Genomic DNA, 17,093 nt, shown 5'->3' with positions numbered 1-17,093 from the left:
CCGCGCCAGCCGCCGGAGCAGCCGCAGCGCCCGGAGCCGCACCACCAGCAGCAGCCGCAGCCGCCGCCTTCTGCTCTTCGGCGTAGCCGGACGGCGGCACGATGGTGACGAGGGTTGCGTCCTCGCGCGTCATCGCCTTCACGCCGGACGGCAGCTTGACGTCCGACAGATGCAGCGAGTGACCGATCTCGAGCGCGCCGACATCGACCTCGATGTACTGCGGGATGCTCTCGACACCGCATTCGAGGTCGATCGCGTGGGCAACGATGTTGACGGTGCCGCCGCGCTTCACGCCTGGCGACGATTCCGACTTCACCACGTGCAGCGGAACGCTGATGCGGATGGTGGCGCCTTCGCCGAGCCGCATGAAATCGACATGGATCGGGAAATCCTTGACCGGATCGAGGTGGTAGTCGCGCGGAATCACGCGGTGCTTCTTGCCCTCGAGGTCGATGTCGACCAGCGTGGTCAGGAACCGGCCGGCGAGGATGCGCTGGCGCAGTTCACGATCGTCAACCGAGATCGGGAGCGGGGGCTGGTTGTTGCCATAGATCACTCCGGGCACTCTCCCGGCGCGACGCTCAGCCCGGGCGGCCCCCTTGCCGCTCTTCGGACGTGCGGTCGCCTTCAATTCCTTGACGGTCGTCGCCATAGTCATAAGTCCTTGTTTTTGCAAAAGTTAATGGGCCGCAGCGCGGCCCATGGTGCAGCTCGCAGCAAGCCTCCAGGGGTGCGGGGGCCGCGAACGTGGCGGGCTTTTACCCGGAAGATGCGGAAATGACAAGGAGAATGGCTCATGTCATGCCCGGGCTTGACCCGGGCATCCATCACCTAAAACAGCCTTTCGAAGAGGATGGATGGCCGGGTCAAGCCCGGCCATGACGAGCGGGGCGCCCCCCGCAGATCTTCACGCCGGCGTTACCCGCCGAGCTTCGCTTCCAGTGCCGCGATACGCGCCTTTAGCGCCTCGTTCTCCTCGCGGGCGAGGCGCGCCATGTCCTTGACCGCCTCGAACTCCTCGCGCTTGACCAGATCCATGTCGCGCAGGAATTTTTCCAACTGGGTCCGCATCACCGTGTCGAACTCGCGCTTGACGCCCTGGGCGGCACCGGCGGCGTCGTTCATCAGGCGGCCGATCTCGTCGAAAAACCGGTTGCTGGTCTGGGTCATTTCGGTCTCCTGGCGGCTCCGACAAACTTTGTCGTGAACTCTCCGAAACACAATGGCAATCCGAAGGGGCCTGTTCAAGGGCCGAGCGGAGGCATCCTTGTCACGCCCCGGTTTCCTTGCAATCGTATTTAACGTCCCTGCATAACAAGAAGCACAAGGCGCACGAGATGATCGACCAGCAGATCGCGATCCCGACCAAGGACGGCCACACCGCCACCTTCATCACCCATCCCGAGCGCGGCGGGCCGTTTCCGGTCATCCTGTTCTACATGGATGCGCCGGCGATCCGCGAAGAGCTGCGCGACATGGCGCGCCGGCTCGCGACATCGGGCTATTACGTGATGCTGCCGAACCTCTATTACCGCTCCGGCGTGATGGAGCTCGGCGCGATGCCGGCCGATCCGAACGCGCCGGAGCGCAAGCGCATGTTCCAGCTCATGGGCTCGCTCACGATTCCCATGATCATGGACGACACAAGGGCGCTGCTCACCTATGCCGAGGGCCAGGCGGCTGCGAACACTGAGATCGTCGGCACCGTCGGCTACTGCATGAGCGGTCGCTACGCCGTCAACGCCGCCACGCATTTCCCCGATCGCGTCAAAGCCGCCGCCTCGATTTACGGAACGCAGCTCGCAACCGACCAGGACGACAGCCCGCATCTCGCGGCCAGCAAGACCAGGGCCGAGCTCTATTTCGCCTGCGCCGAGACCGACATCTACACGCCGACCGAGATCATCGAGAGGGTCAAGCAGGGCATGAGCGGTGCGAAAGCCGAGGTCGAGATCTATCCCGGCACGCATCATGGCTTCGCCTTCCCCAAGCGCCCGGTCTATGATCGCGACGCCGCCGAGCGGCATTGGGAGCGGCTGCTGGCGCTCTATCGCCGCAATCTCGTCTAGCATAGAAGGCGCAATGCCCTTTCTGCTCATCGACTTTCCCGCCTTCAAACCGATCGCGATCGAGATCGGTCCGTTCGCGATCCGCTGGTATGCGCTGGCCTATATCTGCGGCATCGTGTTCGGCTGGCTCTATGCGCGCTCGCTCCTGAAGAACGAGCGGCTGTGGAGCGGACCCGCGCCGATTTCGCTGGTGCAGATCGACGACTTCATCCTGTGGGTCACGCTCGGCATCATCCTCGGCGGCCGTACCGGCTACGTGCTGTTCTACAATTTGCCCTTCTTCATCGAGCATCCCGCCGCGATCTTCAAATTGTGGGAGGGCGGCATGTCTTTCCATGGCGGCTTCCTCGGCTGTGTCGTCGCGGTGATGTGGTTTGCTTATCGCAACAGCATCTCGTTCCTGTCGCTCGGTGACATCACCACCGCAGTCGCCCCGATCGGACTGCTGCTCGGGCGCATCGCCAATTTTATCAATGGCGAATTGTGGGGCCGCGCCACAGACCCCAGCCTGCCCTGGGCCATGATCTTCCCCAACGACCCAACGCACCTGCCGCGCCACCCGAGCCAGCTTTATGAGGCCGGCATGGAAGGCATCCTGCTGTTCACTGTGCTCGCGATCATGATCCGCTTCGGCGCCCTGAAGCGGCCGGGCATGATCCTCGGCAGCTTCATCCTGATCTATGGCCTGACCCGCATCGCCGGCGAACATTTCCGCGAGCCGGACGTTCAGCTCGGTTTCCTCTGGGGCGGATTAACCATGGGCATGCTGTTGTCGATCCCGATGCTTATTGTCGGCGGCATACTTATTGTATGGGCAGTCAGGCGCGGTGCGCCGAAGCCCGCAGGGGCTAGCAGTTAATTCCTTCGAGAAGATAGGCCGTGACCGACTCGCCGCTACTCAACGAGATCAAGGTACTGATCAAATCCTCAGGCCCCATGCCGGTCTGGCGGTACATGGAACTGTGCCTGATGCATCCGCGCTATGGCTATTACGTCTCGCGCGATCCGCTCGGGCGTGAGGGCGACTTCACCACCGCGCCCGAGGTCAGCCAGATGTTCGGCGAGCTGCTCGGACTGTGGACCGCCTCGGTGTGGAAGCAGATGGGCTCGCCGCAGTTCCTGCGCCTGATCGAGCTCGGCCCCGGCCGCGGCACCATGATGGCGGATGCGCTGCGCGCCCTGCGCGTGCTGCCGCCGCTCTACCAGGCGCTCCAGATCCACCTGGTCGAGGTCAATCCCGTCCTGCGCGAGCGGCAGAATGCGACGCTGTCCGGCGTGCGCGACATCGCCTGGCATGACAGCATCGACGATGTGCCCGAAGGCCCGAGCATCATCCTCGCCAACGAATATTTCGACGTGCTGCCGATCCACCAGATGATCAGGCTGGAGAACGGCTGGCACGAGCGCGTGATCGATCTCGACGCCAACGGCAGACTGGTGTTCGGCGCGGCTGCCGAGCCGACGGCGCGCTTCGACGTGCTGGTGCCGCCCTTGGTGCGCGCAGCGCCCGTCGGCGCCGTGTTCGAATGGCGCCCCGACGGCGAGATCATGAAGCTCGCGACGCGCGTGCGCGACCAGGACGGTGCGGCGCTGATCATCGACTACGGCCACTTGCGCAGCGATGCCGGCGACACCTTCCAGGCGATCGCACGTCACAGCTTCACCGACCCGCTGAAGGCGCCGGGCCAGGCCGACGTCACCGCCCATGTCGACTTCCAGGCATTGGCGCGCGCGGCCGAGGATGTCGGCGCGCGCGTGCACGGCCCGGTGACGCAGGGCGATTTCCTCAAGCGCGTCGGCATCGACACCCGCGCGGCCGCGCTGATGCAGAAGGCGACGACGGAGGTTGCCACCGACATTTCCGTCGCGCTCAAGCGCCTGACCGAGACGGGGCGCAGCGGCATGGGCTCGATGTTCAAGGTGCTCGGCATCTCGGAGCCGCGGCTGACCGGCATCGCCGGCCTCAGCGATCTCGAACACACCGGAGGCGGATCATGACGCTGGCTTCGTCGCTGCTGTCGGCCGTGCCCGGCCTGCGCCATGCCTTCTTCACCCGCGAGGGCGGGGTCTCCAGCGGCATCTATTCCGCGCTGAACGGCGGGCTCGGCTCCAATGACGATCCCACCCATGTCGCGGAGAACCGCCGCCGTATGGCCGAACATGTCGGCGTCGCGCCGGAACGCTTCCTCAGCCTGCACCAGATCCATTCGCCCGACGTGCTCGTCGCCGAAACGCCGTGGCCGAGCGCGCCGCGGCCGAAGGGCGATGCACTCGTGACCAGGACGCCCGGCATCGCACTCGGCGTCTCCACCGCCGATTGCGGGCCGGTGCTGTTCGTCGATCCCAACGCGCGCGTGATCGGCGGCGCGCATGCCGGCTGGAAGGGCGCGCTGACCGGCGTGCTGGAGTCCACGATCTCGGCGATGGAGAAGCTCGGCGCCACGCGCGGCGGCATCATCGCCGCGATCGGCCCTTTGATCCGCCAGGATAGCTACGAGGTCGGCAACGAGTTCGTGGCGCGCTTCATCGAGGCCGACGCAGAGAATGCCGTGTTCTTCATCCCGTCGGTGCGCGAAGGCCATGCGATGTTCGACCTCGCCGGCTTCATCCGGAAACGGCTGGAAGCCGCCGGCATCCTGATGATCGACGACCTCGGTCTCGACACCTACGCCGACGAGCGCTTCTTCAGCTACCGGCGTTCAGTGCATCGGAAAGAACCGGATTACGGCCGGCACATTCACGCGATCGCACTGGAAGCGTGAACACACAGGCAACGTCGTGTCATTCCGGGGCGGATGCACGAACATCAAGCCCATAGTGCCCAGGGTCTGTGGCGCCTCTGCCCTAGACCTTAATCGATTTTAACGATATCGCTGCCCTCCATAATGAGGGAAGCGTCATCCATCTTGGGCCGCGCGGGCTCGCGCGTGCTGGCGGTCATGCTGCTGGCTGCAGCGACCGCGCTCGCCGCTGCGCCGGTGGGGGGTGGTGCCGCGAACTCCTATGCGATGGCGCCGAGCGCCGGCTCGGGAGCGACGGTGGCCTTCGAATCGATCGACGGGCCGCCGCCGCAGGTGTTCGACCGCATGGTCGGCGTGCTCGACAGCGAATCCAAGCTGCGCAGCCTGTCCGTGGTCTCCCGCGAAGGGACAGCCGCCTATCGCGTGCGCAGCTACCTCTCAGCCCAGGTCGTGCGCGGCAAGACCGTGATCGCCTGGGTCTGGGACGTCTACGACGCCAACCAGCAGCGGGCGCTGCGCCTGTCGGGCGAGGAACCGACCGCCGCCAAGGGCGGCCGCGATGCGGCGCGGGATCCTTGGGCCGCCGCCGACGACCTGGTGCTGCGGAAGATCGCCCAGGCCGGATTCAGCGGACTTTCCAACATGATCAACGGAACGCCGGAGGCCCCGGGCGCCGTTCCCGGCCTGCGCGGACCGGCGGTGGCAAGCGTGGTCCCGGAAGCCCCCGGGCCGGATATGCCGGCCACAGCGCTCGGCTACGCCGAGCGATAACCAGCGCTAAACTACGACCCCAAGTAGTCCAGGACTCCTGGCCAAGCTGTTGGCCCGACTCAGGATTTTCGAAGGGAAAACGTAGCATCCCGGGTTGCCATTGCGGCCTTCGGCCTGATATTTGCTCGCCCGTCGTAACCGTGCTTCCAGTGGGTATCTGAGATGTTAAAGGTCGTATCCAGCAAAGCGCGGGAGGAAGCGTCCATGTCGGCCAAGAACGGCTCCATCAAGCTTGTCGCCGGCAACTCCAATCCGGCTCTCGCACAGGCCATCGCGCAAGGCCTCGACCTGCCGCTGACCAAAGCGGTGGTGCGGCGCTTCGCCGACATGGAGATCTTCGTCGAGATCCAGGAGAACGTCCGCGGCTCGGACGCCTTCATCATCCAGTCGACCTCGTTCCCGGCGAACGACCATCTGATGGAACTCCTGATCATCACCGATGCGCTGCGCCGCTCCTCGGCGCGCCGCATCACAGCGGTGCTGCCCTATTTCGGCTACGCCCGGCAGGACCGTAAGTCGGGCTCGCGCACGCCGATCTCGGCCAAGCTCGTCGCCAATTTGATCACGCAGGCCGGTGTCGATCGCGTCATGACGCTCGACCTGCACGCAGGCCAGATCCAGGGCTTCTTCGACATCCCGACCGACAATCTCTACGCAGCGCCGCTGATGGTGCGCGACATCAAGGACAAGTTCGACCTCTCCAAGGTGATGGTGATCTCGCCCGACGTCGGCGGCGTGGCCCGCGCGCGCGGCCTTGCCAAGCGCATCAACACCCCCGCTCGCGATCGTCGACAAGCGCCGCGAGCGTCCCGGCGAGTCCGAGGTCATGAATGTGATCGGCGACGTCGCCGGCTACACCTGTATCCTGGTCGACGATATCGTGGACTCCGGCGGCACGCTGGTGAACGCGGCCGACGCACTGATCGCCAAGGGTGCCAAGGACGTCTACGCCTACATCACCCACGGCGTTCTCTCCGGCGGCGCGGCCGCCCGCATCGCTGGCTCGAGGCTGAAAGAGCTCGTGATCACCGACTCGATCCTGCCGACGGATGCGGTGACCAAGGCGCCGAACATCCGCACGCTGCCGATCGCCAGCCTGATCTCCGACGCGATCGCGCGCACCGCTGCGGAAGAGTCGGTGTCGAGCCTGTTCGACTGATTTTTCTTCGCCTCTCCCCGCAAGCGGGGCGAGGGAGTGCGCGCCCCTGCCGCCCCTCACGACGCAAAGCGCCATTGTTGCCGGCCGCCGCCCATGACATCATCCAGACAACTAGTCATCTCTGCCTTCTGGATGCCCGATGCCACGCCGGAAATTTGCTTGGGAAAAGCTGTCGGACGAGCAGTTGCTCAAGCAACGCCTCTCTAGCCTGAGGGTTACGGTCGAGGGCACCTGGCTCGAGGATTGTGTCGGCACTCTCCACGAGGAGCTCGAAGAGCGGGGCATCCGGCTGCGGCCACACGCATGGATCTCAAGCGAATGGTTTAGCCCGGGAGACGTGCCCGGCATCGCGATCCCCTTCTATCTCGCCCATCCCCGCCTGATGAAGCTCGAGAAGAAGATGATGTTCGACGTCGAGGGCGGAACCTGGCGCGAGTGCATGGCCATCCTCCGTCACGAGGCGGGCCATGCCTTGCAGCACGGCTACCAGCTGCAGCGCCGCCGGCGCTGGCAGCAGCTCTTCGGCCCGTCGTCGAAACACTACCCGCGCTACTACCGGCCCAATCCGGCGAGCAGGCGTTACGTCCAGCATCTCCGGCTCTGGTATGCGCAGAGCCATCCTGACGAAGACTTCGCCGAAACCTTCGCCGTGTGGCTGCGGCCGCGTTCGAACTGGCGGACGCGATATGCCGGTTGGCCGGCGCTGAAGAAGCTCGAATATGTCGACGAGCTGATGAGCGAGATTGCGGGCAAGCGACCACTGATCACGAAGCGGGAGCGTGTCGATCCGCTGCGTGTCCTCAACCAAACACTCGAAGATCACTACAAGAAGAAGCAGGAGTTCTACGCCTTCACGCCACCAAAGACCTACGACCGCGACCTCTCCAGGCTCTTTTCCGCCGATCCACGCCACCGACGGTCAATGCCGGCTTCGGTCCTGATCAGGCGGCACCGCGCCCAGATCAGGCAACTGGTCGCGCGGTGGACGGGCGAGAACCAACTTACGCTCGACGCCGTGCTTGACGACATGATCTCCCGCTGCCGCGAGCTCGACCTGCGCGCAGTCGGCCCCGAACAGAAGCTCGTCCTCGATTTCACCGTCCTCGTGACCGCCAAGACGATGCACGCGCTGTTTGGCCCGTCTCGGCGCAAATGGATCGCGCTATGAGACGTCTGCGCATTCTGGTTCTCATGCATCCGGATTTCATGCCTCCGGACTCAAGCGAGGGATACACCGCGCAGGAAATCAACGCGTGGAAAACAGAATACGACGTGGTGAGTACCTTGCGCGCGGCCGGCCATGAGGTTCGTCCACTCGGCGCGCAGGAGGAAATCAAGCCGGTGCGCGACGAGATCGAGAGCTTCAAGCCGCACGTGGTTTTCACGTTGCTGGAGGAGTTCCACTACAGCGTTGCATATGACCAGCACATCGCAAGCTATCTCGAGCTGATGAAGGTCCCGTACACCGGGTGCAATCCACGCGGCCTGATCCTGGCGCGCGGCAAGGACCTGTCCAAGACGCTGGTGCATCATCGCCGGATCGCGGTGCCGGCCTTCGCGGTTTTCCCGATGCGGCGCAAGGTCAAGCGGCCAGCACATCTTGCGCTGCCGCTGATCGTCAAGAGCCTGAACATGGATGGATCCTTTGGCATCTCGCAGGCATCGATCGTCGATACCGACGAGAAGCTGGCGGAGCGGGTCGCCTTCATCCACGACCGGGTCGAATCCGCCGCCATCGCCGAGCAATTCATCGAAGGGCGAGAGCTTTATGTCGGCGTGCTCGGCAACAATCGGCTGCGTGTTCTGCCGGTTTGGGAGTTGAAGTTCGGCAGCATGGGCGGGCGCAGGTCACGGCACATCGCGACCGAAAAAGCCAAGCACGACACCGATTATCAGGAGCGCGTCGGAATTGTCGACGGGCCCGCCAAGGACCTCGCGCCCGAAGTCACTGCTCGCATCCAGCGCGCTGCGAAACGCATCTACCGGGCGCTCGGCCTGGATGGATATGCGCGCATCGACTTTCGTCTCGCTGCCGACGGCACGCCGTATTTCATCGAAGCAAACCCCAATCCTGAAATCGCGAAGAGCCAGGAGTTCGCTACTGCAGCTCAACATGACGGGCTCAAATATCCGGATCTCCTGCATCGCATCCTGACCCTCGGAATAAGCCGTGCCAAGGCAGGCGTATCCCTGGGGTGATGACAGGATGGGCGTAACGGCGCTCGTAGGGTGGGCAAAGGCGCGAAGCGCTGTGCCCACCACTTTTATTTCGATGAAGGCGGTGGGCGCGCTTCGCTTCGCCCACCCTACGGCAGCTAGCCTGCCTCCGCCTTCGCACCGACCACCTCGGCAAACGACTTGAAGAACTCTCCGGCGAGCTTTGTCGCGGTCGAGTTGATCAGCCGCGCGCCGAGCTGGGCGAGCTTGCCGCCGATCTGCGCGTCGACCTCGTAGTGCAGCACCGTGACATCGGCGCTCTCGGATTCCAGCCGCACGAGCGCGCCGCCCTTGGCAAAGCCGGCGACGCCGCCGGAGCCCTCGCCTGAAATGCGATAGCTGTTGGGCGGATCGAGGTCGGACAGGGTCACCTTGCCGCTGAAAGTTGCCTTCACCGGGCCGACCTTGAAGACCACCGTAGCGGTCATCTCGTTCGGAGCGGTTACCTCGAGCGATTGGCAGCCGGGGATGCACTGCTTCAGTACAGCGGGGTCGTTCAGCGCCGCCCACACCTGCTCGCGCGACGCGGGGATACGCTGGCTGTCGTTCATCTGCATGGTCGGCTTCTCACTCTCTGCTTGCTGTCTGATTGGCGGCGCGCTGGCCGCGCCTTCGTTCCCGGGTGATCTCGGCGAGGATCGACATCGCGATTTCCTCGGGCGTGATGGCGCCGAGATCGAGCCCGGCCGGCGCCTTGACGCCGTCGATCGCAGCGCTACTCGCGCCTTCCGCGATCAGCTTGGCGCGCAGCGAGGCCATCTTGCGGCGACTGCCGACGAAGGCGTGATAGTCGGCCCTGGTCGCAATCGCCGTGCGCAAGGCGGCCTCGTCCCCCTTGCCTTGCGTCGAGACCACGACAAAGCGCTTGGCATCGTTGAGCTCGCCAAGCTGGTAGCCATCGATGATCGCGTCGGCATCCGGCTGCGCCGTGAGGTCGGCAGAAGGCGCGGCCAGGGTGACGTGATAGCCGAGCGTGCGCGCCTGCGCCGCGAGCGACAGCGCCACCGGGCTTGCGCCGAGAATGACCAGCGAGGGATGCGGCAGCACCGGCTCGACGAAGATGTCCATGGTGCCCTTGCTCGGACACATGTTGCTGGCAAAGCGGATGCCCTCGCGGCTCTCGCCGGCGCTGACACCGAGCTCGGCCAGCAGGTTCTCCGGCCGCACAGACACCATGCGCGGCTCACCATCGGCAAGCGCCTCGCGCGCGGCCTTCAGCACAGCGCCCTTCGCGCAGCCGCCACCGATCCACCCCGCCACGATGGTGCCGTCGGCCGCGATGATCGCCTTGGCGCCGGCCTTCGCGGCTGTCACCGACACGGTACGAACGACGGTCGCGAGCACGAAAGCGCGTTCGGCCGCCTTCATCTGCGCCACGAGATCCAGCACTTCGACATGAGCGCTCATCGGTGCCTCCTCAGAGCTTCGCAAGATAGGGTTCGAGCGCGCGCAGGCTGCTCAGCGAATTCGCCGGCGCATAGAGATCGACATGCGGCAGCGCCGCCTTGATACCCCTCGCCTCGGGCGTGTAGCCTTCCCAGGCCATCATCGGATTGAGCCAGACGATGCGCCGGCAGCGCCGCGACAACGCGGCCATCTCCCGCCCGAGCAGCGCGGCATCGCCGGTCTCGTAGCCGTCGGAGACGATCATTACGCAACTGCGCGAATGGATCACGCGCGCGGCATGCCAGCGGTTGAAGGTTTGCAGGCTTTCGCCGATCTGCGTGCCGCCGCCTGCGCCCTGCGCCATGATCGAGAGCCGGTCGAGCGCGCGGCCGGCGTCCTTCTCCTTCATCGCGTCGGACACGTAGGCGAGGCGCGTGTGGAACAGGAACGCCTCGGCCTCGCGGAACTGGTCGAGCACGCCGTGGATGAAGCGCAGGAATACGGCGGTGTACATGCTCATCGAGCCGGAGGCATCGAGCAGCACGATGAGCCGTAGCGGCTTGTCCTTGCGCTGCCGTTTCACGAGGGTGATCGGTACGCCGCCATGGCTGATGTTGCGATGGATGGTGCGCCTGAGGTCGAGCCGGTAGCCGCGCCGGCGTGCAAGATCGCGCCGGGTTAGCCGCGTACGCATCACCCGCGCCAGTTGCGCCGCTGCGTCGTGCGCCTGCGCGATCTGGTCGGGGTCACTGAGCCTTCTGAAATCGACCTCGGCGAGATTGTCTGCGCGCGAGGCCCCCCTCCATGCGGCCCTCGCCGGAGCGGCCTTCCGGCGCATCGTCCGAGGACGGAAGCTGATCGGCAACCGACTGGCCGCCGCCCTGCTCCGCGGTCATGTCCTGCAGGCTCTTCAAGGACGGATTGTTGGTTCCCGGGGTCGAGCCGATGGTGCGGGAGCGCGAGCGCACGCGTTTTCCCAGCCAGAATGCATCGAACAGCCCATCGAACTTGTCCCAGTCGGACTTGCGCGCCGAGAACAGATGCTTGAACGCCGCGCGCAGGAGACCCGGCCGCGCCGCATAGCCCGCCGACATCAGCGTCGCCGCGTCCTGCCCCTCAGCCAATCCGACGCGAAAGCCGGCATCGCGCAGCGTGCGCAGGAAGGCGGCAAGCCTCGCGGACACGAGGCGGGAGACCTCGTCGAGATCGTCATAACCGGGACTGGAGCCGCAGCAGCTCATGCGACCTTTCCCAAAAGGCGCTGGGTCACCTCCGGCGTGACGCGGGCGCGGTCCTCATGGGTCTTCAACAGACAAATCAACGTGTCGTGCACGGTTTCGGGCGCGTCGTGGAGATCGCTTATGTCGAGACCGACTAACGCCGCCGCCCAGTCCAGCGTCTCCGCCACGCCCGGAACTTTCCGCAGCTCCTCCTTGCGCACGCCCTCGACCATACGCGCGATCTGGAGCGACAGCGACGGGCTCGCGCCGGCAACGCGCGCCAGGATGATGCGCGTCTCGCGGTCGACGTCGGGATAGTCGACATAATGATAGAGGCAGCGCCGGCGCAGCGCATCGGAAAGCTCGCGAGTGCCGTTCGAAGTTAGCACGACATGCGGGATGGTGACGGCGGGAATGGTGCCGAGCTCGGGGATCGAGACCTGGAAATCGGACAACAGCTCGAGCAGAAACGCCTCGAACTCATCGTCGGCGCGGTCGATCTCGTCGATCAGCAGCACCGGCGCCCGCGCGCGGCGGATTGCGGCGAGCAGGGGCCGCTCCAGCAGGTATTTTTCCGAGAACAGCCGATCCTCGATGCTGTCGGCCCCGCGATGCGCCTGGATCGACAGCAGCTGGCGCTGGTAGTTCCATTCGTAGAGCGCGGAGGACTGGTCGAGCCCCTCGTAGCATTGCAGGCGGATCAGCTCGGTCGCGTGCACATTGGCGAGCGCCTTCGCCACCTCTGTCTTGCCGACGCCCGCTTCGCCTTCGAGCAGCAGCGGACGCCGCAGGAGCTGCATCAGCGAGATCGCGGTCGCCAGATCCGTATCGGCGATATAGCCCGATGCGGCCAGCGCTTGCGCGATTTCGTTTCGGCCTTTCATCTCCGTATTCCTCCATCATTGCGAGCGAAGCGAAGCAATCCAGAAATGTTCCCGCGGAAGCAGTCTGGATTGCTTCGTCGCTTCGCTCCTCGCAATGACGACATGGGCATTGACGGTCAAATTACGCCACCGCTCCCAGATCCTTCGCCGCTTTCCAGTTGCGCCAGAAATCGTGCGGCATCTGGATGTGCGTCGCGCCCAAGAACGAGAACGCGTCGTTGACGGCGTTGGAGAAGGCCGGCACGCCGCCGACATTCGGGCTTTCGCCGACGCCCTTGGCGCCGATCGGGTGATGCGGCGACGGGGTGACGGTGAAGTCGGTCTCCCAATGCGGCGTCTCCACCGCGGTCGGCATGAAGAAGTCCATGAACGAGCCGGTGACGACGTTGCCGACCTCGTCGTAGCGGATCTCCTGGCCCATCGCGATCGCGAAGGCTTCGGTGAGGCCGCCATGCACCTGGCCTTCGATGATCATCGGGTTGATGCGGGTGCCGCAATCGTCGAGCGCGTAGAAGCGCCGCACCTTGTACACGCCGGTATCGACGTCGATGTCCATCACGCAAAGATAGGCGCCGAACGGATAGGTCATGTTCGGCGGATCGTAATAACTCACCGCCTCTAATCCGGGTTCCATGCCCGGCGGCACGGAGTTGTACGCCGCCCAGCAGATATCCTTCATCGACATGAACTTCTCCGGCAGGCCCTTCACCCGGAAGCCGTCGATGTCGAATTCGAGATCATCCTCGTGGACCTCGAGCTTGTAGGCCGCGATCATCTGCGCCTTGGCCTTGATCTTTCGCGCAGCCATCGCGATCGCGGCGCCCGCCACCGGCGTGGAGCGCGAGCCGTAGGTGCCGAGCCCATAGGGCGCGGTGTCGGTGTTGCCTTCCTCCACCATGATGTTGTCAGCGGGAATGCCGATCTCGGTCGCGATGATCTGGGCCCAGGTGGTCTCGTGGCCCTGGCCCTGGCTCTTGGTGCCCATGCGCGCGATGCCGGCACCGGTCGGGTGCAAGCGGATCTCGCAGGAGTCGAACATCGCAATCCCGAGGATGTCGCAATTCTTCGACGGACCGGCGCCGACGATCTCGGTGAAGAAGGAGACGCCGAGGCCCATGATCTCGCGGGTCTCGCCGCGCTTGAAGGCGGCGCGCTTCTCTGCCTGCTCCTTGCGGAGCGCGGCGTAACCGGTGGTCTCCATCATCTTGCGCATGGCGGTGTGGTAGTCGCCGGAATCGTATTCCCAGCCCAGGGCCGAGTGATACGGAAACTGCTCCGGCTTGATGAAGTTCTTCAGCCGCAGCTCAGCCGGGTCCATGTTGAGCTTCTGCGCCAGGATATCCATGGCGCGCTCGATGCAGTAGGCGGCCTCGGTGACGCGGAACGAGCAACGGTAGGCGACGCCACCAGGCGCCTTGTTGGTATAGACGCCGTCCACCGCCAGATGGGCGGTCGGGAAGTCGTAGGAGCCGGTGACGATGTTGAAGAAGCCGGCCGGCCATTTCGACGGGTCGGCGCAGGCGTCGAACGCGCCGTGATCGGCGAGCACGTGGACGCGCAGGCCCGTGACCTTGCCGTCCTTGGTCGCGGCGATCTCGGTGGTCATGTGGTAGTCGCGCGCGAACGAGGTCGCGGTGAGGTTCTCGATGCGGTCCTCGACCCATTTCACCGGCTTACCTGTGACGATGGAGGCGACGGCCGCGCAGATGTAGCCGGGGTAGGCGCCGACCTTGTTGCCGAAGCCGCCGCCGATGTCTGGCGCGATGACGTGGATCTTCTGCTCCGGCAGCTTTGCGATCAGCGACACCACGGTGCGGATCACATGCGGGGCCTGGAACGTGCCGTAGATCGTCAGCTCGCCCTTGATCTTGTCGAAGGAGCACACGCACTGGCAGGTCTCCAGCGGCGACGGATGGGTACGGTGATAGGAGATCATCTCCTTGATCGTCACCTCAGCCTTCTTGAAGGCTGCGTCGGTCAGTTCCTTGTCGCCCACGGTCCACTCGAAAATGTGGTTGTGGTGCTTGCGGGGGCCGTGCGCGCCCGTGGTCTTGCCGACGAGGTCTTCGCGCAATACCGGTGCGTCGGCGTCCATCGACTTGAAGGGATCGACCAGCGGCGGCAGCGGCTCGTATTCGACGATCACCTTGTTGATGCCGTCATCGGCCGCATAGCGGTCGGTGGCGACGACGAAGGCGACCTCCTGGTTCTGAAACAGAACCTTGCCGTCGGCCAGAACCATCTGCACGTCGCCGGCGAGCGTCGGCATCCAGGCGAGATTGACGGTCTTCAGCGTCTCGGCGGTGATGACGGCGAGCACGCCGGGGACCTTCAGCGCCTCGCTGTCATCGATCTTCTTGACGCGCGCATGCGGATGCGGCGAGCGGACGAAGTCGCCGTGCAGCATGCCAGGCAGCTTGACGTCGTCGACATAGTTGCCCTTGCCTTGGGTGAAGCGGATGTCTTCGACACGCTTGCGCTTGCAGCCCATGCCTTCGAGCGCGGCGCTGCGTTGTTCCCGCGTGGGAGTGAGGTCATTCATTCTGCGGCCTCCTTGAATTCCACGCCATTGATCTTGGCGGCGGCGTATTGAATGGCTTTGACGATGTTCTGGTAACCGGTGCAGCGGCAGATGTTGCCGGAGATGCCCATCCGGATCTCTTGCTCGCTCGGCGAGGGGTTTTCCTTGAGCAACCGATGTGCGCGCATGATCATGCCGGGCGTGCAGAACCCGCATTGCAGTCCGTGCATCATGCGGAAACCTTCCTGCAGCGCGGACAGCGTCCCGTCGGCATTGGCCATGCCTTCGATCGTCGTGATGTCGCTTCCCTGCGCCTGCACCGCGAACATCGTGCAGGACTTCACCGACATGCCGTCGATATCGACGGTGCAAGCGCCGCAATGGGTGGTCTCGCAGCCAATATGGGTGCCGGTCATCTGCAAATTCTCGCGGATGAAGTGCACCAGCAGCGTGCGCGGCTCGACGAGGCCTTCGACCTCGGCGCCGTTCACCTTCATGGTTACGTGTGTTTTCGCCATTGATCCCTCCCCTTATTTCGCCTTGGCGGCGGCGCGTTGCAGCGCGCGCGTCACCATGATGCCGCCGACGTGTTTGCGGTATTCGACCGGACCGCGGGCATCCGCGGCCGGCGCCATGATCGCTTCGGCAGCGGCTGCCGCCTTCTTCAATGTCGCAGCATCGAGGCTGGTGCCGATCACCGCCTTGGCGGCGTCGGTGGCGAGCAGCGGCGTCTCGTGGACGTTGGTGAGCCCGATCGAACAGGTCGCGACCTTGCCGCCGGACAGGGTGAGGACGACGGCCGCCGCCGCGGTGGCGTAATCGCCAACCTTGCGCTTGAGCTTTTCGTAGGCGTAGCCGTGGCCGACCGCGGGCACGGGGACCGAGACGGAGGTGAGAATCTCGCCGGGCTCGAGCGCGGTGAAATAGGCTCCCTGATAGAAATCGGCAGCCGCCACATCGCGCGCGCCGCCAGCGCCTTCGAGGCGATAGGTCGCACCCAGCGTCATCATCAGCGCCGGCATGTCGTTGCCGGGATCGCCATTGGCGACGTTGCCGCCGATCGTGCCGCGGTAGCGCACCTGCGGATCGGCGATCAGCAGCACCGCCTCGTGCAGGATCGGCACGGACTGGGCGATGTCGTCGGAGGCCAGCAGCTCATGCTGGGTGGTCATCGCACCGATGACGAGATTGTTGCCGTCGCGGCGAATGCCCTTCAGGGCGGCGATGCCGTGGAGGTCGACCAGATGGGCGGGGGTCGCGAGCCGGAGCTTCATCATCGGCACCAGGCTGTGCCCGCCGGCCAGCGGCCGCGCGTCGTCACCGAGGTCTGACAAAAGTTTGACGGCATCGGCGACACTCGCCGGCCGGTGATAGCTGAATGAGCCCGGGATCATCATTTCCTCCCACAATCGTCCTTGGCGCTTGAGGGCGCGGACGTTGGCGGGACGGTCTCTCCGAGCGGGGCAAGCCGCAATCATTCGGGCACAAAGGGAGGCTTTTTGCACGAATTGCGGGTGGGAGCGCACGAATTGCGACAGGGGCAGAGACCCTTCGCCTCTCACGCCTGCGGTCTCTTCACCTCTCCCCGCTTGCGGGGAGAGGTCGGATTGCCCCGGTGATGCGAAGCATCATCCGGCGCAATCCGGGTGAGGGGATGCGGGTCTCTCGACGATCCCGCGTGTGGAGAGAGGCCCCTCACCCCACCCTCTCCCCGCGAAGGGCGGGGAGAGGGAGTGAGAGAGCTTGCCTCTATGACTCTACGCGTGCCGCCGGTTCGCCAGCCCCAACCGTGCCTTCACCTCGGCGATCTTGGCCCGGCTGACCGGGACTCTGTGCGGCGACGGACCGTCGAGCTCCAGCACGGCGCCGTCGCCCTCTTTCCTGACCAGCGCGACGTGGGGGATCGCGACGATATGGCTGCGATGCACCCGCAGGAACAGGGAGGGATCGAGCTGTGCCTCGGCCTCAGAGATCGACCATGGGCACATCCGCTCGCGCGTACCGTCATGGACGCGGGTGTAGTGCGCATCGGCGCGAACGCTGCGCACGTTGGCCGTTTCGATGAAGTACATGCCGTCGAGGCCTTCGACCGGCAGGCGCGGCGCCGGCGCGCGGGGCGGGCTGG

Annotated in this window: 16 protein-coding genes and 2 pseudogenes; 8 read left to right on the top strand and 10 right to left on the bottom strand. The window is 65.0% G+C overall.

Going from position 1 to position 17,093, the window contains the following annotated elements; all coding sequences use genetic code 11:
* Together AC629_RS40085 and AC629_RS40080 are read right to left on the bottom strand one after the other, a co-directional pair.
* On the bottom strand, nt 1-652 hold a 652-nt coding region (locus AC629_RS40085; RefSeq protein WP_084810188.1), incomplete at its 3' end, for a 50S ribosomal protein L25/general stress protein Ctc.
* A 266-nt stretch (nt 653-918) separates the two neighbouring features.
* Nucleotides 919-1,170: an accessory factor UbiK family protein gene (locus tag AC629_RS40080; protein ID WP_084810187.1), complete on the bottom strand. Its 252-nt coding sequence runs from the start codon at nt 1,168-1,170 to the stop codon at nt 919-921.
* A 167-nt stretch (nt 1,171-1,337) separates the two neighbouring features.
* Between AC629_RS40080 and AC629_RS40075 the strand changes: the two genes are divergently transcribed.
* From AC629_RS40075 to AC629_RS40040, 8 genes and pseudogenes are all read left to right on the top strand, one after another.
* Complete coding sequence (locus AC629_RS40075) at nt 1,338-2,069, top strand: dienelactone hydrolase family protein (protein ID WP_084810190.1); 732 nt, start codon at nt 1,338-1,340, stop codon at nt 2,067-2,069.
* 13 nt (nt 2,070-2,082) lie between these two features.
* Nucleotides 2,083-2,928: a prolipoprotein diacylglyceryl transferase gene (lgt, locus tag AC629_RS40070; RefSeq protein WP_084810186.1), complete on the top strand. Its 846-nt coding sequence runs from the start codon at nt 2,083-2,085 to the stop codon at nt 2,926-2,928.
* Between the two features lie 20 nt (nt 2,929-2,948).
* On the top strand, nt 2,949-4,067 hold the full coding sequence (locus AC629_RS40065) for a class I SAM-dependent methyltransferase (protein WP_084810185.1): 1,119 nt from the start codon (nt 2,949-2,951) through the stop codon (nt 4,065-4,067).
* Nucleotides 4,064-4,831 carry a peptidoglycan editing factor PgeF gene (gene pgeF / locus AC629_RS40060; protein ID WP_084810184.1) on the top strand — a complete coding sequence of 256 codons (768 nt, stop codon included), beginning with the start codon at nt 4,064-4,066 and terminating at the stop codon, nt 4,829-4,831. Before AC629_RS40065 ends, pgeF begins: the two co-directional genes overlap by 4 nt.
* A 123-nt stretch (nt 4,832-4,954) precedes the next feature.
* Nucleotides 4,955-5,581 (top strand): hypothetical protein, encoded by a 627-nt coding sequence (locus AC629_RS40055; protein WP_084810183.1) that lies wholly within the window; start codon nt 4,955-4,957, stop codon nt 5,579-5,581.
* Between the two features lie 204 nt (nt 5,582-5,785).
* Nucleotides 5,786-6,740 (top strand): annotated as a pseudogene (locus AC629_RS40050) (ribose-phosphate pyrophosphokinase).
* A 139-nt stretch (nt 6,741-6,879) separates the two neighbouring features.
* Nucleotides 6,880-7,908 carry a putative zinc-binding metallopeptidase gene (locus AC629_RS40045; RefSeq protein WP_084810182.1) on the top strand — a complete coding sequence of 343 codons (1,029 nt, stop codon included), beginning with the start codon at nt 6,880-6,882 and terminating at the stop codon, nt 7,906-7,908.
* Complete coding sequence (locus AC629_RS40040) at nt 7,905-8,939, top strand: D-alanine--D-alanine ligase family protein (RefSeq protein ID WP_084810181.1); 1,035 nt, start codon at nt 7,905-7,907, stop codon at nt 8,937-8,939. The genes AC629_RS40045 and AC629_RS40040 overlap by 4 nt, the downstream gene beginning before the upstream one ends.
* Nucleotides 8,940-9,055: 116 nt before the next feature.
* Here AC629_RS40040 and AC629_RS40035 read toward each other — a convergent pair whose 3' ends face one another.
* The 8 genes and pseudogenes from AC629_RS40035 to AC629_RS40000 all read right to left on the bottom strand — a co-directional run.
* Nucleotides 9,056-9,514: an SRPBCC family protein gene (locus tag AC629_RS40035; protein WP_084810180.1), complete on the bottom strand. Its 459-nt coding sequence runs from the start codon at nt 9,512-9,514 to the stop codon at nt 9,056-9,058.
* A gap of 10 nt (nt 9,515-9,524) precedes the next feature.
* Entirely contained in the window at nt 9,525-10,364 is an 840-nt protein-coding gene (locus AC629_RS40030; protein WP_084810179.1) for an XdhC family protein, read from the bottom strand.
* Nucleotides 10,365-10,374: 10 nt separating this feature from the next.
* Nucleotides 10,375-11,584 (bottom strand): annotated as a pseudogene (locus tag AC629_RS40025) (vWA domain-containing protein).
* The gene (locus tag AC629_RS40020) at nt 11,581-12,447 is read right to left on the bottom strand and encodes an AAA family ATPase (protein ID WP_084810178.1); all 867 of its coding nucleotides are present in this window, start codon (nt 12,445-12,447) and stop codon (nt 11,581-11,583) included. Before AC629_RS40020 ends, AC629_RS40025 begins: the two are co-directional and overlap by 4 nt.
* 121 nt (nt 12,448-12,568) lie before the next feature.
* Entirely contained in the window at nt 12,569-14,989 is a 2,421-nt protein-coding gene (locus AC629_RS40015; RefSeq protein ID WP_084810177.1) for an aerobic carbon-monoxide dehydrogenase large subunit, read from the bottom strand.
* Nucleotides 14,986-15,486, bottom strand: a complete 501-nt coding sequence (locus AC629_RS40010) for a (2Fe-2S)-binding protein (protein WP_074121017.1) — start codon at nt 15,484-15,486, stop codon at nt 14,986-14,988. Before AC629_RS40010 ends, AC629_RS40015 begins: the two co-directional genes overlap by 4 nt.
* A 12-nt stretch (nt 15,487-15,498) precedes the next feature.
* Nucleotides 15,499-16,362, bottom strand: coding sequence for an FAD binding domain-containing protein (locus tag AC629_RS40005; RefSeq protein ID WP_084810189.1), 864 nt, complete (start codon nt 16,360-16,362; stop codon nt 15,499-15,501).
* Nucleotides 16,363-16,725: 363 nt separating this feature from the next.
* The coding region (locus AC629_RS40000) for a LytTR family DNA-binding domain-containing protein (RefSeq protein ID WP_143199815.1) at nt 16,726-17,093 on the bottom strand (368 nt) is incomplete at its 5' end.

It is taken from the genome of Bradyrhizobium sp. NAS80.1, from assembly GCF_001908205.1.
GTDB lineage: Bacteria > Pseudomonadota > Alphaproteobacteria > Rhizobiales > Xanthobacteraceae > Bradyrhizobium.
This window is presented reverse-complemented; position numbering and strand designations above follow the sequence as displayed.

Bases quoted from the DNA above. Each gene is read 5' to 3' on its own strand.
- AC629_RS40020 (WP_084810178.1), bottom strand. From the start codon at position 12,447: ATGAAAGGCCGAAACGAAATCGCGCAAGCGCTGGCCGCATCGGGCTAT.
- lgt (WP_084810186.1), top strand. From the start codon at position 2,083: ATGCCCTTTCTGCTCATCGACTTTCCCGCCTTCAAACCGATCGCGATC.
- AC629_RS40035 (WP_084810180.1), bottom strand. From the start codon at position 9,514: ATGCAGATGAACGACAGCCAGCGTATCCCCGCGTCGCGCGAGCAGGTG.
- AC629_RS40080 (WP_084810187.1), bottom strand. From the start codon at position 1,170: ATGACCCAGACCAGCAACCGGTTTTTCGACGAGATCGGCCGCCTGATG.
- AC629_RS40010 (WP_074121017.1), bottom strand. From the start codon at position 15,486: ATGGCGAAAACACACGTAACCATGAAGGTGAACGGCGCCGAGGTCGAA.
- AC629_RS40005 (WP_084810189.1), bottom strand. From the start codon at position 16,362: ATGATCCCGGGCTCATTCAGCTATCACCGGCCGGCGAGTGTCGCCGAT.
- AC629_RS40015 (WP_084810177.1), bottom strand. From the start codon at position 14,989: ATGAATGACCTCACTCCCACGCGGGAACAACGCAGCGCCGCGCTCGAA.
- AC629_RS40030 (WP_084810179.1), bottom strand. From the start codon at position 10,364: ATGAGCGCTCATGTCGAAGTGCTGGATCTCGTGGCGCAGATGAAGGCG.
- AC629_RS40040 (WP_084810181.1), top strand. From the start codon at position 7,905: ATGAGACGTCTGCGCATTCTGGTTCTCATGCATCCGGATTTCATGCCT.
- AC629_RS40055 (WP_084810183.1), top strand. From the start codon at position 4,955: ATGAGGGAAGCGTCATCCATCTTGGGCCGCGCGGGCTCGCGCGTGCTG.
- pgeF (WP_084810184.1), top strand. From the start codon at position 4,064: ATGACGCTGGCTTCGTCGCTGCTGTCGGCCGTGCCCGGCCTGCGCCAT.
- AC629_RS40045 (WP_084810182.1), top strand. From the start codon at position 6,880: ATGCCACGCCGGAAATTTGCTTGGGAAAAGCTGTCGGACGAGCAGTTG.
- AC629_RS40075 (WP_084810190.1), top strand. From the start codon at position 1,338: ATGATCGACCAGCAGATCGCGATCCCGACCAAGGACGGCCACACCGCC.